Origin of the sequence: uncultured Paraglaciecola sp. (assembly GCF_913020055.1) — a bacterium.
Classification (GTDB): Bacteria; Pseudomonadota; Gammaproteobacteria; order Enterobacterales; family Alteromonadaceae; genus Paraglaciecola.
In genome coordinates this window covers 1-25012 of sequence record NZ_CAJWCF010000031.1, presented here as the reverse complement: position 1 = coordinate 25012, position 25012 = coordinate 1, and the positions used below count along the sequence as shown (strand labels likewise).

Below are 25012 nucleotides of genomic sequence, written 5' to 3'. Positions count from 1 at the left end.
AAGATGGTAAAATTTTTTTTAATTCAAGAAAAAACAGGAGGGCCGCGAGAAAAGGCTTTTTGATAGGGATAGGCGGTATAAGGTTGCTGTGCCAGCCTCGCTATTTTGGCTCGGTAACTCACAAATTGAGTAAGACCGTCTTGCTCCAATGTCGCTAAGGCATTTTTGAAGTCTGAAAGTACACTCTCAGGACACAAGTTTTTCATGTCTATGTCTTGGGCCTCTTCAGGCGCATCGACAAAAACAAAGTGTTGAAATTCGGCAGTCTTGGATAATGAAATCCATTTCATCTGTTTGCCGGTACAGATCAATTCTATATCATTAAAACTTTGCAGACGTAAATTGGCTAACTGCTGGCCGTTAACAACCTTGTAGTAACAGTATTGTGCACAGCAAATAGCAAAATTTGTGTTTCAATGAAAAAATAGAGACGTTCCTTCTAGTTCGTGAAACTAGTGTACAAATTCAATACTGTTATGCAAAGTGTTAATTGGCAGAAGGAGGATCTCCAGCTTATTTTATGGCTGATAGTCTCTATATTCTTGCCAATTCAGTGCCATATACAACTTGAGTAATTTCTCAGGTGCGTTAGGCAAATCCACGCTGAGCAATAATCCAGGTGTATCATTGAAGCTTTTATCTATGCCCAAACAGTGGAATACCGCGCCTAATTTATTGTAGTGTTTGAGCAGGATGGGTACATCTTTACCATCTGGCTCAATACCTTTAAGTAGAGCTGTGACATGTTCTTTTAGCCCATGTTGCCTAGCAAAGTCTTGTACTTCAGGGTGAAAATTATGTTCAAACGGGGTTCTAGGTGCAACTTTATCTGTTGGTGTGACCATAGCTTGTTGGATAATAGCTGCGCTGCGAACATCATATAGTTTGCTGATAGACACTGTGCCATACAAAGTCCGGTACTGTGGGTATAGACAAACAAAGGCGCCAATTCCACGCCACAGCAAGAACAAACCTTGGAAACTACGTTGATATTCAGGAATTAAAAAAGAACGACCCATTTCTAAGCAAGGCTGTTGCCGATTCACAAAGTTAGGACCAAAATCAAACATACGGTGTAGATATAGATTTTCTAAGTTGCCATCGGCTAACAATTTGTCAGTTTGTCCCATTCGGTATGCACCGATTATTTGCCCTGTATTTTGTTTTATTATAAATAAATGAGTATAGGTAGCATCGAAATGATCTGTATCTAGTGGTTCACCACTGCCTTCATTATGTTCACGAAAGACCATTTCCCGCAGTCGGGCGATTTCATTCACTGTATTAGGCAGCTGATTTTGATAACCAAAATATACCGACAAACCTTTATGATCGAGTAAGTGTTGCTCACTGGGAAGTTGCTGCACTTCTTGTAAAATTGTCTCACCGTTGACTTCAACTGCAAGTGGTTTTAATTGTGTGACCGGATCGGCTGGCCATGCTTTTTGCCAAGCAGGGTCAAGTAAATAACTTTGTGCTCTAAATAACTCGGTTTGTGTGTTTGTATTTATGCCTTTTGCATAATGTTTAATGGCAATTGCTTCTCCAGCCGTCACTGTTATTTTGGCATTGCGTTTATTCACCAATTCACGGGGTAACATCAACATTCGAAGTCGAAAATAGACTCGTCCTAAGCGATAAAATAATGGGCTATTGAAGCCACTCACAAAGACAGGTAAATAAAACGCGTCGGTGCGATTGGCGATACTGGCAATCAATCGGTTCCAACTATGGTCAGCAATCCGTTGGGTGTCTTTATGAAAATAACTAACGCGCCCAGCAGGAAAAATCAATAATGCTCCACCGGTTTTTACATGTTTTAAGCAAGTACGAATGGAAGGTGCATTTTTCGGATCATTTTCTGATAATGGATTGGTAAAAATGAAATAGTCTTCCAGTTCAGGAAATATCTTTAACCCTTGATTAGCCATGACTTTTATATCAGGCCGCACTTGTTCGATTGCCCAAGCTAAAAATACCCCTTCGATACCCCCAAAGGGATGATTACTGGCAATAACCACTGGGCCCGTTTTAGGGATTTTAGCCAGTAACTCTTCTAGTCCCAATAATTGTATATTAAGCCCATCTAATAGGCTTTTTGCGAAAGTGGTTTTGTCTAAACCATGGAGATTAAGTTCACGATATAAGCTGTCTAATTTATGGATAGCCAGAGCGCGGTCTAATAACTTGATGAGTAGCTTGGTAATAACGTTTTTTTTATTATCAGGGACAACATTTAGCAGGCTGATGGCTGCAGGCATAAAACAGTTCCACAAAATTGATGAATAATTTATGAGGTTAATAGTGCTTTAATTTTTCAATTTATTCAGTAATTTCTTGATTAATGGCAAGGTATTGCAATCTAAGTAAAAAAATGTTCTCAGGGTTTGGCGTTTGATGGTGAATTTAAGGCATAATACCGCTCTTACTATCATATGTTTTTTATAGAAAATTCAAGCAGGGCAAAGATGCAACAGATTACTATCACCACACCAGACGATTGGCATTTACATTTTAGAGACGGTGATATGCTTGGCGAAACCGTACCAGCTACTGCAAGGTGTTTTGCCCGTGCGATTGTGATGCCAAATTTAGTGCCCCCTGTGGTGAATGCCAAGTTAGCCAATGAATACAAGGCGCGTATCTTAGCTGCTCGTCCTCAAGGGAGTCATTTCGAACCATTGATGACCTTGTATCTGACCAATCAAACATCGAAGCAAGATATTATTGATGCTAAACAGGCAGGCATAGTGGCTGCCAAGTTGTATCCTGCTGGAGCAACTACTAATTCTGAACAAGCGGTTAGCGGAATTGAAGCGCTGTATCCAGTGTTCGAAGAAATGCAAAAACAAGGTTTGTTGTTGTTAGTGCATGGTGAAGTCACAGAGAATCATGTGGATATATTTGATCGTGAAAAGGTATTTATCGATCAATATATGGCTAAAATTGTAAAAGCCTTCCCTGAATTAAAAGTTGTATTCGAACATATCACCACGAGTGACGCGGCTGATTTTGTTTTGAGTAGTGCTAATAACGTAGCTGCCACTATCACCCCACAACACTTATTACTTAACCGTAATGATTTACTGGTTGGTGGCATTAAACCACATAATTATTGTCTACCGGTTTTAAAACGCAGCACCCATCAACAAGCGTTGCGTAAAGTAGTCGCCAGTGGTTCGAATAAGTTTTTCTTAGGCACCGACTCAGCTCCCCACGCTAAACATGCTAAAGAAAACGCCTGTGGTTGTGCGGGCTGTTATAGTGCATGGAGTGCCTTGGAATTATACACCCAAGTATTTGATGAATTGGACGTGTTAGATAAGCTGCAAGGTTTTGCCAGTTTCCACGGTGCAGATTTTTATGGTTTACCCCGCAATACCAATACAGTGACTTTGGTTAAACAAAGTTGGACTGTTCCTGAATCTGTCACCTTGCCAAATGGAGAGGCGATAGTGCCATTTTTTGCTGGGCATACAGTTGACTGGAAAATAGCGTAGGATGCTCGCGGTGTTATTTTCAACACCCTTTTTTACGGTGATATGAATTTGTTTCTTTTACATTTACGACGTTTTACCACACTAGTTGTATGTTTCTTGATGGTTACAGTTTTTAACCCATTGATGGCAAATGAAATTGCTCCTCTAAAAAAGTCGCTTCGTTTGGCGGTTATATATATTGAAGGGCCTCCGTATATTTATATGGATGGTAGTTCTGAATATGTAGGGATTTTGCCTCAACTTGCACAGGCATTAAGCCGCGAATTAGCACTTGATTTGACCTACTTGCCTACACCAAGAAAAGACTTAGAAAAATCAGTGATAGATGAACGGGCTGATATGACTTGATTATCTCCAGATTGGGTAGGGGATGAAAAACGGTTGTTGTTTTCTGATCCCGTTCTTCTTCATCGGGAGTTTTTGTATAGTCTTTCTCCTTTTAATGAGAGTGATGAACCTTTAGATTGGTTGAGAGGTAAGACAGTCTGTATTCGACAAGATTATTCGTATCCTAGTCTAATGCCATTTTTTGAAAGTGGTGTAGCACAAGCCTTAAGAATATCTAGCCAAGTATCATTAGTTAAGTTGTTGCAAAAAGGGCGTTGTGATTTGCTTTATATGAATGAAAATAAGGCTACTTGGAAGACAAGCGGTCTAAGTATTGAAAACAAAATATGGCGCTCGAAGCATCCTCTTAACGAAGCAAAGTTATCCTTTGTGTTTAGTCAAAAATGGCAAAGTGAAATGCCTCGAATTAATCAGGCCTTGAGCAAAATCAAAAGTTCAGGTGAATTGGATAGCATTGTGCAATCCAATATTAATCCTAAATTATAATCGACTAAGTTTACTTGATAGTCTGCCATGCAAATTTATAAGTTGCCCTTAGCCCTGTTTATACAGGATAAATAGGCTCCTAATTATTTTAAATCGAGAATATCAATATGAGCGAATTAGTTACCTGCCAAATTGTCAATAAAGTAGCCACTATTACTATCCAAAATGGCAAAGTGAATGCTATTTCACATCAAGTAGTTGATGAATTAAATCAGGCTCTTGACCAAGCAGAACAAGCTCAGGCAGTGACAGTGTTAACCGGCCAACCAGGCATATTCTCGGGTGGTTATGATTTAAAAGTTATGGGTGAAAGTATGGATGCTGCCATGGCGCTAGTTGAAAAAGGCACAACACTTACAAGGCGTATGTTGGCCTTTCCTTATCCTGTTATGGTGGCATGTAGTGGACATGCGATTGCGAAAGGGGCGTTTTTGTTGTTGGCAGCCGATTATCGAATAGGTGTTGATGGTGCATTTAAAATTGGTCTGAATGAAGTCGCAATAGGTATGACTATGCACTTTGGTGGTGTAGAATTGGCCCGCGGTCGATTGGCACCCGTATTTTTTAACCGTTCAGTGATTTTAGCTGAAATGGTCTCACCGAAAGAAGCAGTCACCGCTGGATTTTTAGATAAGGTCGTCAGCGAAGCAGAATTTGCCCCTACGGTTCAAGCTATTGCTCAGGCTATGACAAAACTAGATATGAAAGCCCATCACCAGACTAAATTAAAAGCACGAGCAGAATTATTGCAAACGCTCGACGAATGTATTGAAAAAGACCGTCACAGTAGTCTTTAAGAGTTACTGTTGGCACCTAAACCAAAGAGAATATTTTGAATAAAGAATTTGCTTCACTAGGCTTAAACAACGCCTTACTCGATAATTTGGAATCTATGGGTTTCAAAGAGATGACCGACATCCAGGCTATGAGTTTGCCAGCCATTATTGAAGGCAAAGATGTAGTAGGCAAGGCTAAAACCGGTAGCGGTAAAACAGCGGCCTTTGGTTTAGGGTTGTTACATAACCTCAAAGTGAAGCGATTTCGAGTGCAAGCGTTGGTTATGTGTCCGACACGTGAATTGGCCGAACAAGTCGCACTAGAAATCCGCAAGTTAGGACGTGGCATTCATAACATTAAGGTACTGACCTTATGTGGCGGTACACCTCTGGGGCCGCAAATCGGTTCACTGGAGCATGGCGCGCACATCATTGTGGGTACTCCTGGGCGTATAATGGATCATTTGTTTCGCGGTCGTTTGGACTTAAGCGAAGTGAATACCTTAGTGCTCGATGAAGCCGATCGTATGCTAGATATGGGTTTTGAAGTAGAAATGGCCAAAGTTATTGACGCAGTGCCATTGGACAGACAAACCTTGTTATTTTCTGCTACCTATCCTGACTCTATTGCACAAATAAGTAGAGACGTGCAGCGTAATCCTCTAGAAGTCAGTGTCGAAGCCACCCACGAAACTAACAGTATTGAGCAACTCTTTTTTGAAGTAGAAGAACCTCATCGTGTTAAAGCAGTCGCGGCGATGTTAAGTCACTATCAAGCGGAATCAGCCATAGTATTTTGTAATACCAAAATTGCTTGTCAGGAAGTCGCAGACGAACTGACAGCATTAGGCGTGTCTGTATTAGCCTTGCATGGTGATTTAGAGCAACGAGATAGAACTGAAGTGTTAACACGCTTCTCTAACCGCAGTGTATCGGTGCTAGTGGCTACCGATGTTGCTTCACGTGGCTTGGATATTAAAGAAGTGAATGCGGTTATCAGTTATCAAATAACGCCAGATCCTGAGGTACATATTCACCGTATTGGCCGAACGGGTCGTGCTGATGCCAAAGGTTTAGCATTAACACTTTGTACACCTAAAGAAATTCCTCGAGCCAATGCGATTGAAGATTACCAAAAGGCTAAAATAAAGTGGACTGGCATCCAAGCCCTTCGTTTTCATGCTAACCGCCTTATCCAGCCAGAATACGCCACAATATGTATCGATGGTGGTAAAAAAAGCAAAATTCGGCCTGGCGATATTTTGGGCGCGTTAACTAAAGACGCAGACATTGCTGGAGATGACATAGGTAAAATCAACGTAACGGCTACGCATACTTATGTGGCGGTTAAAACCCGCAGTGTTAAACGCGCACTTAAACAATTTAACGAAGGTAAATTGAAAGGGCGTAAGTTTAAGGCAAGGAAATTAAGCTAAAACAGTGACGAGTTTCGATGTAGGGATTTAGCCATACAAGTTAATTAAACAAAAAAGCGGAGCCATAAGGCTCCGCTTTTTTGTATACAACTTTATTAGTTACCAGATTTTTACACGTTCTTCCGGTGCTAAATAAAGTGCGTCGTTTTCAGTTACGTTAAAAGCCTTATAGAACTCAGGTACATTACGCACTGAGCCATTAGCTCGGAAGGGGCTAGGTGAATGAGGGTCGGTTTCGATTTGATTGCGTAATGCCTCATCTCTATATTTGTTGGCCCATACCTGTCCAAATCCAAGGAACACTCGCTGCTCTCCTGTGAACCCATCTAAAACTGGTGCTTCTTTACCTTCAAGTGAAAGATGATAAGCCTTAAGGGCAATACTAATGCCTCCCAAATCACCTATGTTTTCACCTAAAGTAAATTCACCATTTACGTTCAGACCTTCTAATGCTTCATAACTATCATACTGTGCAATGAGTTTGGCTGTACGTGCTTTAAACTCTGCTTTATCGACTTCGGTCCACCAATCTCTAAGCACGCCATCACCATCGAAGGTGCTGCCAGCATCATCGAATCCATGACCAATCTCATGGCCAATGACTGCGCCAATGCCACCATAGTTGACTGCGTCTTCAGCTTCCATATTGAAAAAAGGCGGCTGTAAAATGGCTGCGGGAAACACAATTTCATTCATTGGGGGATTGTAATAAGCATTCACAGTTTGTGGGTTCATACCCCACTCATGTTTTTGTACTGGCCCCTTTTGTTTTTCAAGCATTTGTTGATACTGCGCATCTGCTGAACGTTGTAAATTACCAAATAGGTCATTCTCATCCACAGTTAACAATGAATAGTCACGCCACTGATCAGGGTAGCCAATCTTTGGGGTGAATTTAGATAATTTATCTAAGGCCTGTATCTTGGTCTCTTCGGTCATCCAATCCAATTCTTTAATGCTTGTTTCGTAAGCTTTTAGCAGATTGTTTACCATTTGCAACATGCGTTCTTTGGCTTCAGGTGGGAAATGTTTTTTAACATACACTTTGCCGATAATCTCGCCCACAGTGCCATTAACTAAACTAACCGCACGGCGCCACTGTGGTAATTGTTCTTCTACACCACGTAACACTTTGCTGTAAAATTCAAAGTTAGCTTGATCAAGTTCAGATGTAAGGCGTGACGCTGAAGCATTGATAAGCCCCCATTGTAAAAATATTTTCCAATCATCAATGCTGGTGGTTTGAATGATGTTATCTAGGGATTTCATATAATCAAGTTGCGTAACCACTAAACCATCAAGGTTGGGGAATTGTGCCTCTTGCAAAAATGCCGACCAGTTAAAGCTAGGCATTAATTCTGCTAACTCAGGTTGTGACAGTTTGTTATAAAGTGCCACCATATCTCGCGTTTGTTCTTTTTTCATATGTTGTGCAGCGAGAGTGGATTCTAATTCCATAATCAAATCAGCGTTGGACTCACCGTTACCCAGCCCAGCTAAATCAAACATTTTGGCAATATGTTTAACGTATGCTGTGCGTATTGTTTCGTTGGCTTCATCTTCTTTAAAATAGTACTCGCGGTCAGGTAATCCTAAACCTGCTTGCCAAGTATGGATCATATAGGTTTCAGGATTTTTAAGGTCTACGTATTGGCCCACAACAAAAGGAGCGGGAAACCCATATTTACTGGCGCGAGCAAAATATACTGCAAGCTGGTCATAGTTTTTGATGGCTGCAATACGTGCAAATTCAGATTTAAGTGGGGTGACACCCAAAGCATCACGTTTTTCCATATCCATATATGAGCTGTATAAACCGCCCACTTTTTGTTCATCACTACCAGCAGCAAAATCGCCTTCGGCCGAAGAACGGATAATCGCCATCACATCGTCTTGAGATTCATCTCTAAGAATTGAAAAACCGCCATAATTAGATTTATCAGCAGGAATTTCGGTATTCGCTAACCACGTGCCATTCACGTAATTGAAAAAATCGTCACCAGGCTTAACGCTGAGATCCATGTTTTGTTTGATGATGCCAGAGGCAAGAGTAACTGGACTTTCTGCCTTTGCCTGTTCGGGTGTTGTGGCTGTGGTAGCAGTGTTGGGTGCCGGGCTACAGGCACTTAAAGTTAGTATCGTGGCGATACAGGTTAGTTTTAATTTCATAAATTTAATTTCCCTGAAATAATTTTATTGTTTTTATATAATAAGAGCCTGCCTTTTGTACCATGAATGGCACAAAATAAAAAAGGGCTCAGATAATTCAATATGGTTTAACTGGTTTGAGCGAAAGCAAAGGTAGTGCCCAGCTTATTTCAATATCATCTCGACTATTGGTACTGGTTAAGTGTGAGCACTAATGGCGTTTTATTTTTTAGAAAATTTATAGATAAACCTATCAGTTTTACCTCTAGTTTCAGGCGCAAAAACGTTTTTAGTTAAATCATCTTCTGGGTTACGTAGATAGTGAGCTTCTTCAATTAAGCTAAATCCTGCTTCATTTAATTGAAACTTCACTATATTTGGGTCGATACGATGCAGGGTGTTAGCTGCTTGATAGCCTGAACCTGAGGTGGCTAAGTGATCGATAATAATAAATACACCCTCTTTTTTTAGTGCTTTTTTTATTGTTGCTAATGCCGCTTTATAATCAACAATATCATCTCGAAGTTGCACTTTTTTGCCATCCTGAGTGGTATCAGTAAAAAACAAGTCATGATAATTAAGAGCAACAAAAACAATATCGAGGCTTTCATCAGGAATGTTCATGTCAACAATTGGCATATTGTCGAAACGGATTACGTTGTTGAGTCTATTATTCTTGGTACGTTGCGTAATACCTTTTTCAGCAAAGCGCCAAATAACTTGGTCATTTTGCGCATAGACTTTACCTGATTGCCCCACTGCTTTTGAAAATAATTCTGTATACCAACCACCGCCTGCAAATAAATCCAATACTTGGTCACCCTCAGCAACATTAGTGAATGCCAATACTTTTGCTGGTTGTCTAGCTGAGTCGCGTTTACTGTCTTCTGCGGGTCTATCTTGATGATCCAAGACCGCCTGAATTTGTTGTTGGTTTAATGCTTGTTCGGCATAAACTGTTGTTTGGCTGGCCAAGGCTATAAATGATAAAAAAAGAAAGCGTTTCATAGTGTCTCTAAAGTGCTGAAATATACAAGGAGTATATTATAAAGCTGTTCTGAGCACTTCTCCCAGTAGAATCTGACGAGAAGCAAAAATATGGGATGAAAGGGGTTAACCACTCCCTTAGTAATGGCAAAAGCAATTGTAGATAAGTTCATCATGAGAATGAATTGACGCATGCTTATATTTGTTTTGGGAGAGTTGCTAAAGTCATTATTTATTGGTGTTCATATATCACATTGTGTGATGCTTTTTTGCCATGTTAATTTGAACGATACCTAGGAATTAACATTAGCTATAAGTTTCACATGATTAGGCACATACTGATATTTCTATAAACTGACATTGTCGTTTTATTCGATGTCGATTTTTAGCAACGGTCTCAGGTTGGCTCAAACTGATTTTAGGTTAATAAACTTATAGCTAAGGATAAATATAATGAGCAAAGGACAAGACAACAAAAAAGATTCTAAAAAGAAACCGCTTTTAAGCGCTAAGGAAAAAAAAGCGGCAAAACAATCAAAGAAAACCGAGAAGAATGTACTCGGGCATTAGAAAATCAATCAGGACAGAACAAAGTTAAACTGTGAATGACTTTGTTCTGCCCTTAATTAATTGCCCCAATTTTTTATGGTTGGATGACTAAGATATCTGTTTTTAATAGAGCTAATACACTTTCAGCAGTATTACCCATTAGTTTGGCTTTTAAACCTTTGCGTCCGATACTTCCAATAATCACCAATCCTGCAGCATGTTTAGAGGCAAGGCTAGGGATTACCTTAGAAGCTTTCCCTGCTTTAATATGAATATTCTCTACTGGAATTTCATGTTCACCCAACATAGCTTGAATGATAGGAATATATTTTAATTTGGCTTCTTTAACTAATGCTTTTGCGTCAATTATTCCCAAATCTTTAAGTACAGGAGAGATGGGTAAGCTGTAACAAATATGTAAAGGCATATTGGCACTTTTTGAAAAGTTGATCCCCGCATCAATCAAGTTTTGATTGAGTGCTTGTTTTGTTTTGAACTGAGTACCTAAATCAAGCGTGACCATTATGGATTGTTTCTTACGCCATTTCTTTTCAGCTACAAGTAAGGTTGGCACAAGATTATTACGGATCAAATGCCAGTCTGTTGGCACATAAAATGTACCTTCGCTGCGATGTCCTGTTTTAATGATCAAATCGTAGGATTCGGAGGTACAATGATTTTTAACCCAGCCAACAATATCCTTTTCCCAAATCACTTCGCTTGTTGATTGTGTTTGCAGACTTAATTTATCAACTTGAACATCTAGCCATTCTTTTGATGAGGCTAGGATTTTATTTTGAATTTCAAGTTGTTGTTCATCATTTAAATTGGTATCTAGCGTTGCAAAGTGTTCATAATTAAAAGCCACAACATGAAGTTTCGCCCCATATCGTTCAACCAATGACTTTGCATGCGCTAGGGCACTTTGTTGCTTGTCTTGTTGATCTGAAATGACCAAAATATTTTCAATTTTCATTTGTGTTTCCTGAACATTTGATTGGGAGCTATAGTAGTCATTGTATGCAAGAAGGCCTTTGATCTACAACAATGAATAGCAGAAGACTTAGTTAATTATTTTGTTTGCTCAGCGCGAGGCTTATTAATATATCAAAACGTCATTTTGAAAACTGTGCCACCTGTTTCTTTTTCTTCATATTTGATTGCCCCACCATGGGCTAACATGATTTGTCTTGTCAGTGCTAAACCAACCCCTGAACCATGTTGTTTGGTGGTGTAAAAAGGTACAAAAATTTTGTTACCAATTTCATCAGGAATACCTTTGCCATTGTCGCTGACTTCAATCACCACGTGGCCTCTCTTGTTGAGGAATGCGTTTAAACTTACCTTAGGTGATGGACAATTTTCAACGGCATGTTCGGCATTTTGCAATAGGTTGAGTAACACTTGTTCTATCATGTCTTTGTCCACTGTGACCTCAAGTTCGGATGGTTCTATATTGGTCTCTACTGCTATTCCTTTCTCGTGCCATTTCAGGGTGCCTAAAGAACAACTTTGTTGAAACAAAGTTGCCACATTAAGCTTACTTTTATTCGGTGTAGGTAATCGCGTTAACTGACGATAACTACTGACAAACTGTATTAAGCCGTCGCTGCGCCGAGCAACTGTTTCGACCGCCTCTGAGATGTCTTGCAGGTCTTCGCTGAGTTCTGGGTAAGTGTTTGCTTTGAGTTTGCAGTCTGCAACCAAGTCTACCGTTGTTTTAGCTAACGATGCCACTGGGGTAATACTGTTCATGATTTCATGAGTCAGTACTTTTACCAAATCTTGCCATGCTTGCAGTTGTGCAATATCTAATTCACTTTGAATGTCTTGCATACTGACCAGTGTTTCTTGGGTATTGGTCAGCAGTATTTGTGTGGCTGAGATGCTCAACTGATGCTCCATGCCGTCAATGGTAAAATGCACCAAACGTCTTTCACCTGGTTTAACTGCAGATAGGTGTTTGGCAAACTCTTCTCCAAAAGGGATGAGATCACTCAGCTTAGTTACATGGTTTGCTCCAAATAATTTACGAGCGGCGTTATTCCACAAAGTAAGTAAGCCATCACTACTAATACTGATTAGGGGAACCGGCACGTGTTCAACAATAGCTTTGAGGTGACGTTGTTGTTCGATTTGTTCAGAACGTACAGTTTGAAAACGCTCAAGTATGTCAGTAAAAGCACTACCCAGTTCTCCAAAGCCTGAACCTAAGGACGACATATCAAACCGTTGCGAATAATCGGCGTAACGTGCAGCGTCTAAAAAACGCACCAATTCGGCATTGGTTTTAGACACAAATCGCACCAAAGAAAGGCTCTGAAATATCAGAAAAATAAGGGCGATGAGCGTTGTGGCATGATAACCCTCTGCACTAATTAACAAGCTCAATACCAACAAATTGACCATCACTAGGATGGTGCGAATGGCGATATATAACGAGAATTTTTTAAAGCCCATGTTTTTCCATCCTGCGATATAGTGCTGCGCGCGTAAGACCTAAGGCTTTGGCGGTATGGCTGATATTGTAACGATATTGTTTTAGCGCCGTCTCGATGGTCGATTTCTCCACTTTGTCGAGATTGAGTTCGGCTGTTTCTTGCGATGTTTGAACGGTGTTTGGTTCTATAGATTTGCTTGTCTGTGGTAGATAGTTTAACTGAAAGTCATCGGCTGATAATTGCTCTGACTCAGATAAAATCACCGCTCTTTCAATGGCATGGCGTAAAGCACGGACATTACCAGGCCATGCATAATGTTTGATCAGCTCAACTGCTTCAGCAGTGATGGTCTTTTCGACTTTTTTATACTTTCTGGAATAAAAGGCAATGTAGTGCTGTGCGATAGGCTCAATATCAGCCGTTCTGTCTCGTAATGGTGGCAAGGTGATTTCCACGGTATTTAAACGAAACAGTAAGTCCTGACGAAATCTAGATTCATCGGTCAAATCTTGTTTCGCGATATTGGTGGCAGCAATAATTCTGACATCAAACGCAATGGCTTTATTGCTGCCAAGAGGTGTGACTTTTCTTTGTTCCAAAATGGTCAGTAATTTTGCCTGCAGGTGCAAAGGCAAGTTACCTACTTCGTCTAGAAATACCGTACCGCCGTTAGCTGCTTGTAAGCGACCCACACGGTGTTCATTGGCACCTGTGAATGCGCCTTTTTTATGTCCGAACAATTCACTTTCAAATAAGGTTTCTGACATCGCGCCTAAATCAACCGACATAAATACTTGGTTGGCACGCAAACTTTGGCGGTGTAACTCTCTGGCTACTAGCTCTTTTCCTGTGCCGTTTTCACCTAAAATTAATACGTTTGCATCAGTAGGCGCTGTTCTTTCAATTAAAGAGTGCACTTGTTGCATGACTGAAGATTGCGCTAATAGGGGTTGCTGCTGAGAGCTATTGGTATCTTTAGCAAGTAGCTGATTGGTGTGGCGTAATTCAGTGGCTTCATTACGTGTTTGGCCCAACAGCACTGCAGCGGTTAAAGTGGCGACTAATTTTTCATTTTGCCAAGGCTTGGCGACAAAATCGGTTGCGCCTAATTTCATTGCTTCTACAGCTACATCAATACCTCCGTGTGCGGTAATCAGTACCACCACACTTTGAGGATCTATTTCCAGTATTTTCTTGAGCCAATTGTAACCTTGAGCGCCAGAACTTTCACCGGGGCTGAAATTCATATCAAGCATAACGGCGTCAAAGCGGTTATCTAACATGAGCTTGGGAATGTTTTGTGGTGAGTTGCAGATCATCACCTGACTAAAATGTCGTTTTAGTAATAATTTGCCTGCAGTTAAGATGTCCTGATCATCATCGACAATCAGTATTTTTCCTTCAATCACCATCAGGTTATCTCTGTAAATGACAGGTTCAATGTGTTCATTATCGTACACTACTGTTCGAATTCGTACACATTTCAAGTGTAAATATATTGCGAAAAATAAATTAATCTAATAAAAACAGATAGATACGTTTTGGAACGATACTTGATATAACACTATCAATATAAACAAATTAGCCATCGCTGCTATCGTCTAGGATGTCACTTTGAAACAAATAAAACCTACACAAGCTGATCTAGTTGAAGATCCAATTAGCATAAAAAGTGTAAACACGGATCCAGGGTCACAAACAGCTAGTGGTGCGTCTGCTGGCGCTGGCATGGATCGCAAAATAGCTCCGCAGAACACTCTTGGTAAACGTATAGGTTTGTTGTTCATTGGTTTGAGTGTAGTGGGGTTGTTGGCTTATTGGTTACTCAGTGCGCCTAGCGGTAAAGCGTTGAGTGTGACCACAGATCGTATTGCTATTTCCACAGTAAAGTCTGGCATTTTTGAAGACTTTATTCCTATTCGAGGTCGAGTCACACCAGCCAAAACCGTGTATTTGGATGCCGTTGAAGGCGGAAGAGTAGAGCGTATCCTTGTGGAAGATGGTGCTAGTCTGCAGGCGGGTCATTTAATTGTTGAATTGTCGAATGCTTCGTTGCAATTAAGTGTACTAGGCAATGAAGCAAGAGTAGCAGAGCAACTGAATAATATGCGTTCAATTGAACTTAACCTTGAACAAAATCGACTTGAGCATAAACGTAATTTGGTTGATATCAGGTATCAAATCAAACTGTTAACCAGACAAGTTTCCCGAGAACAAGCATTAGTTAAAACAGGCGCGGTAAGTCAGTCAACTTTTGATGATACCCATGACACCCTTGATTGGTATACAAGTCGATTGGCTTTGACCTTAGAAAGCCAGCAATCTGATGCGCGTATGCAGGGAGAGCAACTGGTTTTTCTAAAAGACACCACCAAAAGGCTCGAAGGTAACTTGGCTATATCAAGACAAAACTTAGACAACATGAACGTTAAGGCACCTGTCGACGGCACTTTATCTGGGTTTAATATTGAAGTTGGTCAAAGTATTGAACGCGGCGAACGCCTTGGTCAAATTGATACACCGAATGATTACAAAGTGACTGCTTTTATTGACGAATTTTACTTAGGCCGAGTCGATATTGGGCAACAGGCAAGCTACGACGATTACCAAATGGTTGTCTCCAAAATTTACCCGCAAGTACAAAATGGCCAATTCGAAGTGGATTTTAAATTTACTCAACAACAACCCGCAGATATTCGCCGTGGGCAGACTATACAAACCAAATTGACCTTAGGTGATGCTAGCGAAGCATTGCTAATTCCGAATGGGGCATTTTATCAAGATACAGGTGGCAACTGGGTATTTGTGGTCACTCAGGATGGACAACAAGCCGTTCGACGTACTGTCAGGTTGGGCAGACGCAACAGCCGCTTTATTGAAGTGATTGAAGGCTTAGAAGTGGGCGAAAAAATAGTCACTAGCCCTTATACCAGTTACCAGGATATGGCTTTACTTAAGCTAAATTAATCGATTAGTTACAGAAAATTATTATACCAATTTAAGGACATTAAAATGTTGAAATTACACAATTTATGCAGAATGTATCGCACCGACGAAGTAGAAACTGTTGCGTTGAATAACGTTAATATTGAAATTCAAAAAGGCGAATTTGTGGCCATCATGGGCCCTTCCGGTTGTGGTAAATCTACCCTGTTGAATTTAATAGGCATGTTGGATTCTCCTAGTGAGGGCCAGTATATTTTTAATGACGAAGATATTTCGGGTTATTCAGAGAAGCAGCTCTCAGCTATTCGTAAACATCATATTGGTTTTATTTTCCAAAATTTCAATTTAATAGAAGAATTAACCGTTGCTGAAAATATTGAATTGGCTTTGCTTTATCACAACATGCCCGCTGCCGAGCGCAAGCAAAAAGTCTCGGTTGTAATGGATATGGTAGGTGTTGCCCACCGAGCTAAGCATGTGCCAAGTCAGCTCTCTGGAGGCCAACAACAACGTGTTGCTGTGGCTAGAGCAGTAGTGGGGAACCAAGGGCTTATCTTGGCAGATGAGCCGACTGGAAATCTAGACAGTGCCCATGGTCAGGAAGTGATGGAAATGCTGCGTTCGTTAAACCAGCAAGGCTCTACCATTGTGATGGTCACCCATAGTCCAGCCCATGCAGATTACGCAAATAGAACCATTAATCTGTTTGATGGCGCAGTGGTCACTGAAAGTGTGCGTGCAGCTTAGTCTAGGCAATACAAAGGAAGAATAGATCATGTTTAAAAATTACTTGATAACTGCTTGGCGAAATATCATCAAAAACGGTGTGTTTTCGATAATCAATATTACCGGTTTAGCCCTAGGTTTAATGAGTTGTATTTTGATTGTGTTGTTTGTGCAACAAGAAACGGGTTTTGATAAATGGCTGACCGATAGTGATCGAATTGTGCGCATGCATTCAGCCTATTACTCGGCAGATAACCCTCCTTTTTTAACGGTTAGATCTGGCGGTAACATGATGGAAGCGGTGCGAGATTACGCAACCAATGAAGTCGAAGACGGTGTGCGTTTAATTCGTTTTGATGCCTCTGTGCGTAAAGAAGAAGGTGCACTGGCACAGACAGTCACCTTTGTTGATGGTAGTTTTTTCAACATTTTTGACTTGCCGTTTTTACATGGTTCAAAAGAAAGTTCATTTAACAAACCTTATGACCTGATCATCACTGAAGAAATGGCCAAGCGTTATTTTGGTAAAACTGATGTAGTGGGCGAAGTGATGACAGTGTGTTGTCTAGGCGAAGAGCCTAGTCTAGTGCCTGTTTCAGGTGTGATTAAAAATCTGCCTGATGCGACACACTTGGATCTCGACATGATTGTTTATGTTGATCCGACCATTGTTGAGAATAACCGAGGCTTAAATACCTGGACCAGTGTGAATGTGTACACCTATTTTAAAATGCGCCCCGGTATTAACCTCGAACAGTTTCAGCAACGGCTGACTTATTGGGTCGATAATGAAAGTCCTTTCGTAAAAATGTATGAACAGAATTTTGGAGAGTTAGCCACTGATCAAAAAGTCAGCGACAACATGCGTCACAAGTTGATGTCCTTGCAGGACTTGCACCTTAGGGCACGAGAAGACGCAGGCAACATGGGCGATTTAACCCCTATGGGTGATAAAACATTAATCATTACTTTTAGTATTGTTGCAGCACTTATATTACTGATTGCTTGTATTAATTTTATGAATTTGTCCACGGCTAGAGTTAGCCATCGCGCTAGAGAAGTGGCTATGCGTAAAGTATTAGGTGCCAGCCGCGGACAAGTAGCTGTGCAGTTTTTAGCGGAAGCTATTGCTTTGGTATTGATTTCTTTGGTTTTAGCCTTAGCTTTGGTTGAATTGTTATTACCTTTATATAATCAAGCGTTAGGCAGACAGCTCGAATTAAATTTGTTTAGTGATGCAACATTACTGTTTTCGTTGTTTGGTTTTGGCTTATTAATTGGAGTGGGTGCTGGGACTTATCCCGCAATATTTTTATCCGGGTTTCAGCCTGGGCATTTGTTACGTTCAAGTAAAGGAGCTGAATCTAAAACATCTTCAAGTTTACGTTTGGCCTTAGTAGTAGTGCAATTTGCTACTTCAATTACCTTAGTTGTATGTACAGCAGTTATTTATGCACAAACTTTGTATGCACATTCGGTGGACGTGGGTTATGTCAGTAACGACAAGTTAGTACTAAATGTTGGGGGAGCAGGAGATAACAGGCAAAGGCTGAAACATGAATTGCTTAAGTTGCCGGAGATAACATCTGTTGTTTATTCTTCTGAGTCGCCTACCCAAGATAATGAGAACAACAATACGTTTACCCTGTTAGATGGAGACCATGTGGTAGGAGAAAATCCGCAAGTACTACTTAACTACCATGATATGGGCTACGGATTTTTTGAAGCTTACGAAGTTGCTCCTCTTGCCGGTCGACTATTTAGTGAAGATTTTGGTAGCGATGAAATTAAACAAGATAGCGACCAACAGAATGCCCAGTTGAACGCATCAGTCATCTTAAATGAATCGGCGTTACGTAAGTTTGGTTTTACATCACCAGAACAAGCGATAGGAAAAACCCTAGAATCAGCCAATTTTAAAGGGCAGGCATTAACGATTATTGGCATAGTGCCTGACATTTACTTTCGCTCAATAAAGTTTGGAGTGCGGCCAACGGCTTATACTATGAACACTAATCGATTACGGGTAGCCAGTTTATCGTTTTCCACCAATAACGTGTCTGAACTGATGGCAAAAGTGGAATCGATTTGGAAACAAACCGTGCCCATGCAGCCCATTAACTTACAATTTCTAGATGAGATGATGAAGGCCCAATACACCGAAGAGTCGATACAAACTAAAATGTTTTCGGTTTTTTCATTGCTAGCCATTGGTATCGCCTGTTTAGGCTTGTATGGATTGGCGTCTTTTACCACTGAGCGCAGAACCAGAGAGATTGGTATTCGTAAGGTGATGGGAGCCAGTGTCAAAGATATAGTTGGGTTGTTGATTTGGCAATTCTCAAAGCCGGTGATAATCGCCAATCTGATTGCTTGGCCAGTGTCCATTTATGCGATGTTGGTCTGGCTTGAATCCTTTTCATATCGGATTGATACATTGTGGTTAGGACCAATATGTTTTGTGGTGGGTGGTAGTTTACTTTTGGTTGCATGGGCCACAGTGGGCGGAAACGCAGCCAAAGTGGCCAGAGCCAATCCAATTAAAGCCTTAAGACAGGAATAATCGATATTGGTATAAGACCCTGTTTGTTATACAGTAATGCCCACTTATTTGCGGGGTAAAATTTGATGAACGACACTATTATTGGACTGTTAGGTTATATCACTTGGATTTTAGTGTTATTGGTTTGGCTTGCGGTATACCGCACATTACTGGTGGCAAAAAAGCAACAGGCGGTTAATGATTTTAAAGCTGACGGTTCTAACTCTCCGCCTTTTGGTGAACGATTAGCCCGTGCTCAGGGCAATTGTGTAGAGAGCTTTGCTTTTATTGGCGGGTTGATGTTGTTGGCATTAGCCACTGATTCGGCGGTGATTACCAATGGTTTAGCTTTGTTGTTGCTCGCTGCTCGTTTAGCTCAATCTATTACACATTTGTTTTCCACCAGTGTACTGGCGGTGCAAGTGCGTTTTGTGTTCTTTTTAATGCAGGTGGGTATTTGCTTTTATTGGGTGTTTTTGTTGTCGTCTAAGTTTATGGGAGGTAACTAATGTCTAATAGTAACCAGCCTACTATCGCTGAGTTGTTAGCGGTGTCTACCTGTGAATATGCTGAAGGGTTGTCACGACAACAGTTTATCGACCCAGTTATTCGCCAGCTTTGGTCACCTATGCCCAGAATTGCAGGCCCAGCATTTACCGTGAAATGCGCTGTGGGTGATCATTTGAGCTTACATGCTGCCATTTATCGCGCTAAGCCCGGTGATGTAATAGTGGTCCAGGCAGACCCAGATTTTGCCAGTGCTGGTGGCAATGTCTGTGCGGTTGCCCAAAAGCGAGGCATTGTGGCAATGGTGATTGATGGCTTGGTCAGAGATTTAGGCGAAATACGTGATTGTAAATTTCCTGTGCTAGCTAGAGGTGTGATGCCTAAACCAGCTGGCAAGAAACAAATTTATCCTTTTAACCAAGCTATTCAGTGTGGTGGTGTGACCGTAAATGCGGGTGATTATATTATTGCCGATGAAGATGGTATTGCGGTTATTCCAAAAGATAGACTCAATGACGTTTATGCTTTGGCCAAGGCACGTACTGAAAAGGACGCGGAGATGAATTTAACTGAGTGGCAAGCGCAACATTCGAAAAAAATTGAATCGAAACTACAAGAATTAGGGTATTCTGATTAGCCTAATTTAGAAAAAGCTAGCTGAATATTATCTTTTAGTTGGCTGCAAAATTCCAAGGCTCAACATCCCCATGTTTTCATTTTTTGAACGGTTAACTAATCCGTTTCCTGCTGCTCACCCAACGCAGCCACCTAATACTATTTTCGCTTTTTGTCGTTATTATACCCAAGGCATGTGGCCGGTCATTTTTTGTGTCTCAGTTTTAGCTGCTTCCATTGCCGCTTTGGAAGTATCGTTATTTGGTTTTCTCGGTCAACTGGTTGATTGGTTGGCAGCCAGTGACAGAGAGACATTTCTAGAACAAGAGCTAAGCAGCCTTGTGTGGATGGGCCTGTTGGTCTTGGTGATTTTACCAGTATTAGTGATCACCCAATCTTTGTTGTCACACCAAGGATTAATGGGGAATTTCCCTATGCAAATCCGCTGGCAAGCCCACCGATATATGATTGGTCAAAGCTTAGGTTTTTTCCAAAATGAGTTTGCTGGGCGTATAGCGACCAAGGTTATGCAAACTGCTTTGTCGGTGCGCGAAACCGTGATGAAAACGCTGGATATTTTAGTTTATGTCAGTGTGTATTTTATCAGTATTTTGTATTTGGTTATTGCCGCCGATTGGCGATTAAGTGCCCCTCTTATTATTTGGTTTTTAGTGTATTTAGCGATCTTGCGCACCCTCATTCCAAAACTAAAGCGAGTGTCGCAACGCCAAGCTGATGCACGTTCGATGATGACGGGGCGTATCGTGGATAGTTACACCAACATCACCACCGTTAAGTTGTTTGCACATACCAGCCGTGAAGCCGAATACGCCAAAGAAGGCATGTTTGGTTTTCTGAAAAGTGTTTATCCGCAGATGCGCTTGGTGACAGTGTTGTATGGTTGTGTGTGGTTTAGTAACGCTTTACTGGTATTTAGTATTACTGCGTTGGCGATATATTTGTGGATGCTGGAGTTGGTTACGCCCGGTGAAATCGCAATTACAGTGAGCCTTTGTTTACGTTTAAATGGTATGTCCCAATGGGTGATGTGGGAAGTGTCTTCTCTTTTTGAAAACATTGGTACTGTGCAAGATGGGATTAATAGTTTGTCGTTGCCGGTTGATGTGCAAGATAAGCCGAATGCAAAAGTTTTGGCAATGAAGGGTGGGGCTATTCATTTTAACAAGGTGAACTTTGGTTATGCAGGGGCGAATGATATTCCCATCACAGTGTTCAAAGATTTGGATATCAAAATCAAACCAGGCGAAAAGGTGGGGTTAGTGGGACGTTCGGGTGCCGGCAAGTCTACTCTGGTTAATTTATTACTGCGTTTTTATGATATTCAGAGCGGAAGTATCACCATTGATGGGCAAGATATTAGCCAAGTTCAGCAAGAAAGCTTACGCGCTAATATTAGTATGGTGACCCAAGACACCTCATTGTTGCATCGCTCAGTACGGGATAACATTTTGTACGGTCGACTAGATGCAAGTGAAGAGGATATGCTAAAAGCGGCCAAACAAGCTGAATCCCATGAGTTCGTGCAAACCTTGTCTGATATGCAGGGGCGAACAGGTTATGACGCCCATGTTGGCGAACGCGGAGTAAAACTCTCGGGTGGCCAACGTCAGCGTATTGCTATTGCCCGGGTGATGTTAAAAGATGCGCCTATTTTAATTCTAGATGAAGCCACATCAGCATTGGACTCTGAAGTAGAAGCGGCAATTCAACATTGTCTAAACAAAGTCATGGAAAACAAAACGGTACTAGCTATCGCTCACAGATTATCGACTATTGCGCAAATGGACAGGTTGCTGGTACTCGACGAAGGCAAGATAGTTGAGTCTGGTACACATGCAGAATTAATAGAAAAACAAGGGGTTTATGCCAAATTATGGGAGCACCAAACCGGCGGCTTTATTGGCTTAGAGTAAAACATTGCTGAATAAAAAAGTGTTTTTGAAATTTAAGGTGTAATTTGTGATTAGTATGTTTGTTCAAGGGGCGTTGATATCAGGTGGTTTGATAATTGCCATCGGTGCCCAAAATGCCTTTATTTTAAGGCAAGGTTTACTGGGGCAAAAAGTCCTATATGCCTGTGCAGTATGTTTTGTTATTGATGCGGTGTTAATCACGCTTGGCATATTAGGCGTAGGTTCTATTTTACAAACATCCCCCTTTTTTCTTAATTCGTTAGCGTCGCTCGGCGCTATATTTTTGTATTGGTATGGGGCGAACTCATTTTTTAGAGCATACAAAGGAAATAGTCATTTACATGTAGAACAGGGAACAAAGAACGAACAATCAGTGGCAAAATTAATGTTAACTACACTGGCGATAACGCTACTTAATCCACATGTATATTTGGATACTTTAGTTATCATTGGGGGCATAGGTGGCACATTAGACCATGTGGAAAAACGTTGGTTTTTATTCGGCTCAATAGTCGCATCATTTGTTTGGTTTTTTGGCTTAGGTTACGCCTCGAAAAAACTTATACCGCTTTTTGAAAGCAGCAAAACCTGGGTGGTGTTAGATATTGTTATTGGTTTAGTGATGACTTGGATTGCCACAAGTTTGGCCATTTTTGTTTATCAGAGCATTCTGGTTTGAATCTAAGTTGAATGCCATGCCAATAGACAACTTTGTCGCGCCAGTTTGTCTCGGAAAAATTACAATATTGTTTGAAGATGAATGTTTGCTTGTTATCAACAAACCCAGTGGTTTATTGAGTTTGTCAGGTAAAAACCCCCTTAATAAAGATTCTGTTCATTATCGGCTTGCTCAGCAATACCCTGAAATCAGGTTAACCCATCGCTTAGATCTTGGCACATCTGGGATAATGCTATTAGCTAAAAACAAAGACGTAAACGCCAACCTAACCAAACAGTTTCAAGCGCGAAGTATTATAAAACGTTATGTCAGTATTTTATCTGGGGAGGTGGAAGGCAGTGAGGGATTGATTGATTTACCCATAGCCAAGGACCCATTACTTTTTCCTCGGCTTAAAATTTGTCAACAAGATGGCAAGTCAGCCCAGAGTCAGTATCAGGTAGCCGAAAGGTTGCAACAGCCAAATCGCACTAGAGTGATTTTCACGCCTTTGACCGGAAGAACACATCAATTACGTATTCATAGTCAGGCTATGGGGCATCCGATTCTAGGTTGCGACCTTTATGGTACTGAAGCAACCCAGAAAATGGCCCCTAGACTAATGTTGCATGCCTTTGATATCACTTTCGATCACCCGCAGTCGCAACTGCGCGTTACCCTAGCTAGTCCTTGTCCTTTTTAGACGTTAAATAAAGCGGCCAGCAGTCCAATTAGTCCACCAAACACACCGCCCCAAACCACTAACCAACCTAAGTGTTCTCTGATCATGCTTTGAATAATGTCTTTAACCATTTTAGGTGTGAGTTCATCTAAACGCTGTTCAACAATTTGATTGATTTTGACATGTAAGTCTTGTTGCACGTCTGGTTGCGTTAACTCTTCTTGTAGTAATAATGTGAACTTAGGATCTTGAGTAATATCGCCTAATGCTGCTCCCATTTTATCTACAAAAGGTTGTCGCATAGGCTCTAAGGCTTCAACACCACCAAACATGCCTAACATCTGTCCAAATGAAGATGCCTTGATAACTTCTACCAATGAGTCAAATGTGGGTGCTAAATCTACTTTTTTGATAATTGGGGCAAAATCGATTTGAATAGGTTGATTACTGTCCGCTAAAAAACGTTGAATATTGTCTTCACTAAAGAACTGTTCCATCACCAGCGTACGAATGCCGCTTTTAAAATCTTCAAAACGTTGTGGAATGACCCCGGAACCGTATAAACCTGGAACTTTTTCAAACAGCATATGTACTGCTAACCAGTTAGTGATGGCACCAGATACCGCAAATAACCCCACGGTTTTTACGATTATGTTATCTAAGAAAAAGCCAACCAAAACTAAGGCAAGAGCTAATCCATTGGTGATAATACTTTTGTTCAAAGAAAAAACTCCAAGACGATTAAATAAGGAAGGGTTTTATATCAGTATATTATTTGCTGTCAACTGGTGAACGGCAGAATGCTAACACTTAATAGTGTTTACCCTTTTAATAATTTGAAGATTGTTCGCCCATTTACCACCAAAAAAACACCTTCAATGATCGCGCCACCTATTGAGCCGACTAAGTGATTATGGCTTAACCAACATATAGTTCCTAAAGACATGAAAAGCCGTAGACGTATGCCCTTTTCTTTAAACACCGCCCATGTGCCAAACGTTACACCTAGTACTGGCAATAGATGAACCCATTCAGTGCTATTAGGTATGGCCATTACCCAAGCGGAGAATAGAAATATCAACATTACCCAAACATTATTCGTTAAGCTTGATACATAATTACGAGCACTGCCGAGTAGGGCCATAATAGCCGCTGTCCACAGCCCCAACATTAAAAAATGCACTGCCATAAGAAAAGTGAATGCGGTCAGGTAATATCTGAGTTTTTGGTCATCTCGATGTAAGAAAGCACTCATGCCGACTATTAAAGCAATGAACCCGAGAGATTGTGCAAATGGATTCTGCCAAAACAGGGCATTAAGGGATTCAAAAATAGCGATAAAATCAATCGACTAGAGTTACTCTACTGATAAAATATAAACAGCCTAAATAAGCTGATTGTGATCCTGCAATGGTAGCATCGAAGCGCCTGCAAAGTTAAAAACTAAATATATATTTTGTAGGTTCTAGCGACTTGTAATTGCCATCTTTCATCTTTCTTCTTGAATCCCCGATGCCAATAAGTATAATACGCCTCCCTCCTTGATTGTGATTCAGAATTTTTCCCGAAAAATCGATGATTCTACAAGGTTGGTGTAACTAAAATTTGCGTTGTTGAATGGCTATTTTGATGTTCGACAATCGCTCTGAGTTTTAGGGGTGTAGTTCCAATTGGTAGAACAGCGGTCTCCAAAACCGATGGTTGGGGGTTCGAATCCCTCCACCCCTGCCA

22 protein-coding genes and 1 tRNA gene are annotated in these 25012 nt (G+C 40.9%); 14 read left to right on the top strand and 9 right to left on the bottom strand.

Features of this window, described 5'->3' with window-relative positions; translation table 11 throughout:
• Positions 1-23: 23 nt before the first annotated feature.
• Complete coding sequence (locus QZ488_RS08700; RefSeq protein WP_293747646.1) at positions 24-290, bottom strand: hypothetical protein; 267 nt, start codon at positions 288-290, stop codon at positions 24-26.
• 228 nt (positions 291-518) lie between these two features.
• Entirely contained in the window at positions 519-2261 is a 1743-nt protein-coding gene (locus tag QZ488_RS08695) for a lysophospholipid acyltransferase family protein (RefSeq protein ID WP_293747644.1), read from the bottom strand.
• 207 nt (positions 2262-2468) lie between these two features.
• Here QZ488_RS08695 and pyrC point away from each other — a divergent pair, with 207 nt between their 5' ends.
• From pyrC to dbpA, 5 genes are all read left to right on the top strand, one after another.
• Positions 2469-3500 carry a dihydroorotase gene (pyrC, locus tag QZ488_RS08690; protein WP_293747642.1) on the top strand — a complete coding sequence of 344 codons (1032 nt, stop codon included), beginning with the start codon at positions 2469-2471 and terminating at the stop codon, positions 3498-3500.
• A gap of 99 nt (positions 3501-3599) precedes the next feature.
• Positions 3600-3848, top strand: coding sequence for a hypothetical protein (locus QZ488_RS08685; RefSeq protein WP_293747640.1), 249 nt, complete (start codon positions 3600-3602; stop codon positions 3846-3848).
• Between the two features lie 33 nt (positions 3849-3881).
• The gene (locus QZ488_RS08680) at positions 3882-4334 is read left to right on the top strand and encodes a transporter substrate-binding domain-containing protein (RefSeq protein WP_366508997.1); all 453 of its coding nucleotides are present in this window, start codon (positions 3882-3884) and stop codon (positions 4332-4334) included.
• Positions 4335-4441: 107 nt separating this feature from the next.
• A complete protein-coding gene (locus QZ488_RS08675) occupies positions 4442-5131 on the top strand; it encodes a crotonase/enoyl-CoA hydratase family protein (RefSeq protein ID WP_293747638.1) in 690 nt (229 codons plus the stop codon).
• 35 nt (positions 5132-5166) lie between these two features.
• A complete protein-coding gene (gene dbpA / locus QZ488_RS08670; RefSeq protein WP_293747636.1) occupies positions 5167-6546 on the top strand; it encodes an ATP-dependent RNA helicase DbpA in 1380 nt (459 codons plus the stop codon).
• Between the two features lie 99 nt (positions 6547-6645).
• Here the strand turns inward: dbpA and QZ488_RS08665 are convergent, their stop codons facing one another.
• The 5 genes from QZ488_RS08665 to QZ488_RS08645 form a co-directional block, all read right to left on the bottom strand.
• Entirely contained in the window at positions 6646-8715 is a 2070-nt protein-coding gene (locus tag QZ488_RS08665; protein ID WP_293747634.1) for a M13-type metalloendopeptidase, read from the bottom strand.
• A 201-nt stretch (positions 8716-8916) separates the two neighbouring features.
• Positions 8917-9702, bottom strand: coding sequence for a methyltransferase domain-containing protein (locus tag QZ488_RS08660; RefSeq protein ID WP_293747632.1), 786 nt, complete (start codon positions 9700-9702; stop codon positions 8917-8919).
• A gap of 622 nt (positions 9703-10324) precedes the next feature.
• Positions 10325-11206, bottom strand: coding sequence for a universal stress protein (locus QZ488_RS08655; RefSeq protein ID WP_293747630.1), 882 nt, complete (start codon positions 11204-11206; stop codon positions 10325-10327).
• Between the two features lie 131 nt (positions 11207-11337).
• On the bottom strand, positions 11338-12690 hold the full coding sequence (locus tag QZ488_RS08650; protein WP_293747628.1) for an ATP-binding protein: 1353 nt from the start codon (positions 12688-12690) through the stop codon (positions 11338-11340).
• A complete protein-coding gene (locus tag QZ488_RS08645; protein WP_293747626.1) occupies positions 12680-14131 on the bottom strand; it encodes a sigma-54 dependent transcriptional regulator in 1452 nt (483 codons plus the stop codon). The genes QZ488_RS08650 and QZ488_RS08645 overlap by 11 nt, the downstream gene beginning before the upstream one ends.
• Before the next feature lie 154 nt (positions 14132-14285).
• Here QZ488_RS08645 and QZ488_RS08640 point away from each other — a divergent pair, with 154 nt between their 5' ends.
• The 8 genes from QZ488_RS08640 (at position 14286) to QZ488_RS08605 (ending at position 23302) form a co-directional block, all read left to right on the top strand.
• Positions 14286-15638 (top strand): efflux RND transporter periplasmic adaptor subunit, encoded by a 1353-nt coding sequence (locus tag QZ488_RS08640; protein WP_293747624.1) that lies wholly within the window; start codon positions 14286-14288, stop codon positions 15636-15638.
• Between the two features lie 45 nt (positions 15639-15683).
• Positions 15684-16364, top strand: coding sequence for an ABC transporter ATP-binding protein (locus tag QZ488_RS08635; protein WP_293747622.1), 681 nt, complete (start codon positions 15684-15686; stop codon positions 16362-16364).
• Between the two features lie 28 nt (positions 16365-16392).
• A complete protein-coding gene (locus tag QZ488_RS08630) occupies positions 16393-18906 on the top strand; it encodes an ABC transporter permease (protein WP_293747620.1) in 2514 nt (837 codons plus the stop codon).
• 65 nt (positions 18907-18971) lie between these two features.
• A complete protein-coding gene (locus tag QZ488_RS08625) occupies positions 18972-19394 on the top strand; it encodes an MAPEG family protein (RefSeq protein WP_293747618.1) in 423 nt (140 codons plus the stop codon).
• Positions 19394-20029: an RraA family protein gene (locus QZ488_RS08620; protein WP_293747616.1), complete on the top strand. Its 636-nt coding sequence runs from the start codon at positions 19394-19396 to the stop codon at positions 20027-20029. The genes QZ488_RS08625 and QZ488_RS08620 overlap by 1 nt, the downstream gene beginning before the upstream one ends.
• A gap of 70 nt (positions 20030-20099) precedes the next feature.
• Entirely contained in the window at positions 20100-21941 is a 1842-nt protein-coding gene (locus QZ488_RS08615; protein WP_293747614.1) for an ABC transporter ATP-binding protein, read from the top strand.
• 55 nt (positions 21942-21996) lie between these two features.
• A complete protein-coding gene (locus tag QZ488_RS08610) occupies positions 21997-22620 on the top strand; it encodes a LysE/ArgO family amino acid transporter (protein WP_293747687.1) in 624 nt (207 codons plus the stop codon).
• A 16-nt stretch (positions 22621-22636) separates the two neighbouring features.
• Positions 22637-23302: an RluA family pseudouridine synthase gene (locus QZ488_RS08605; protein ID WP_293747612.1), complete on the top strand. Its 666-nt coding sequence runs from the start codon at positions 22637-22639 to the stop codon at positions 23300-23302.
• On the opposite strand, the gene QZ488_RS08600 is transcribed toward QZ488_RS08605, so the two are convergent.
• Positions 23299-24003 (bottom strand): DUF445 domain-containing protein, encoded by a 705-nt coding sequence (locus QZ488_RS08600; protein ID WP_293747610.1) that lies wholly within the window; start codon positions 24001-24003, stop codon positions 23299-23301. The two genes, QZ488_RS08605 and QZ488_RS08600, sit on opposite strands and share 4 nt — an antisense overlap.
• A 98-nt stretch (positions 24004-24101) precedes the next feature.
• Positions 24102-24593: a YgjV family protein gene (locus QZ488_RS08595; RefSeq protein WP_293747685.1), complete on the bottom strand. Its 492-nt coding sequence runs from the start codon at positions 24591-24593 to the stop codon at positions 24102-24104.
• A gap of 342 nt (positions 24594-24935) precedes the next feature.
• Between QZ488_RS08595 and QZ488_RS08590 the strand changes: the two genes are divergently transcribed.
• Positions 24936-25012 (top strand) — tRNA-Trp (locus tag QZ488_RS08590).

Bases quoted from the DNA above. Each gene is read 5' to 3' on its own strand.
- QZ488_RS08620 (WP_293747616.1), top strand. From the start codon at position 19,394: ATGTCTAATAGTAACCAGCCTACTATCGCTGAGTTGTTAGCGGTGTCT.
- QZ488_RS08625 (WP_293747618.1), top strand. From the start codon at position 18,972: ATGAACGACACTATTATTGGACTGTTAGGTTATATCACTTGGATTTTA.
- QZ488_RS08675 (WP_293747638.1), top strand. From the start codon at position 4,442: ATGAGCGAATTAGTTACCTGCCAAATTGTCAATAAAGTAGCCACTATT.
- QZ488_RS08615 (WP_293747614.1), top strand. From the start codon at position 20,100: ATGTTTTCATTTTTTGAACGGTTAACTAATCCGTTTCCTGCTGCTCAC.
- QZ488_RS08655 (WP_293747630.1), bottom strand. From the start codon at position 11,206: ATGAAAATTGAAAATATTTTGGTCATTTCAGATCAACAAGACAAGCAA.
- QZ488_RS08695 (WP_293747644.1), bottom strand. From the start codon at position 2,261: ATGCCTGCAGCCATCAGCCTGCTAAATGTTGTCCCTGATAATAAAAAA.
- QZ488_RS08660 (WP_293747632.1), bottom strand. From the start codon at position 9,702: ATGAAACGCTTTCTTTTTTTATCATTTATAGCCTTGGCCAGCCAAACA.
- QZ488_RS08630 (WP_293747620.1), top strand. From the start codon at position 16,393: ATGTTTAAAAATTACTTGATAACTGCTTGGCGAAATATCATCAAAAAC.
- QZ488_RS08685 (WP_293747640.1), top strand. From the start codon at position 3,600: ATGGTTACAGTTTTTAACCCATTGATGGCAAATGAAATTGCTCCTCTA.
- QZ488_RS08635 (WP_293747622.1), top strand. From the start codon at position 15,684: ATGTTGAAATTACACAATTTATGCAGAATGTATCGCACCGACGAAGTA.
- QZ488_RS08700 (WP_293747646.1), bottom strand. From the start codon at position 290: ATGAAATGGATTTCATTATCCAAGACTGCCGAATTTCAACACTTTGTT.
- QZ488_RS08650 (WP_293747628.1), bottom strand. From the start codon at position 12,690: ATGGGCTTTAAAAAATTCTCGTTATATATCGCCATTCGCACCATCCTA.
- QZ488_RS08665 (WP_293747634.1), bottom strand. From the start codon at position 8,715: ATGAAATTAAAACTAACCTGTATCGCCACGATACTAACTTTAAGTGCC.
- QZ488_RS08605 (WP_293747612.1), top strand. From the start codon at position 22,637: ATGCCAATAGACAACTTTGTCGCGCCAGTTTGTCTCGGAAAAATTACA.
- QZ488_RS08610 (WP_293747687.1), top strand. From the start codon at position 21,997: ATGTTTGTTCAAGGGGCGTTGATATCAGGTGGTTTGATAATTGCCATC.
- pyrC (WP_293747642.1), top strand. From the start codon at position 2,469: ATGCAACAGATTACTATCACCACACCAGACGATTGGCATTTACATTTT.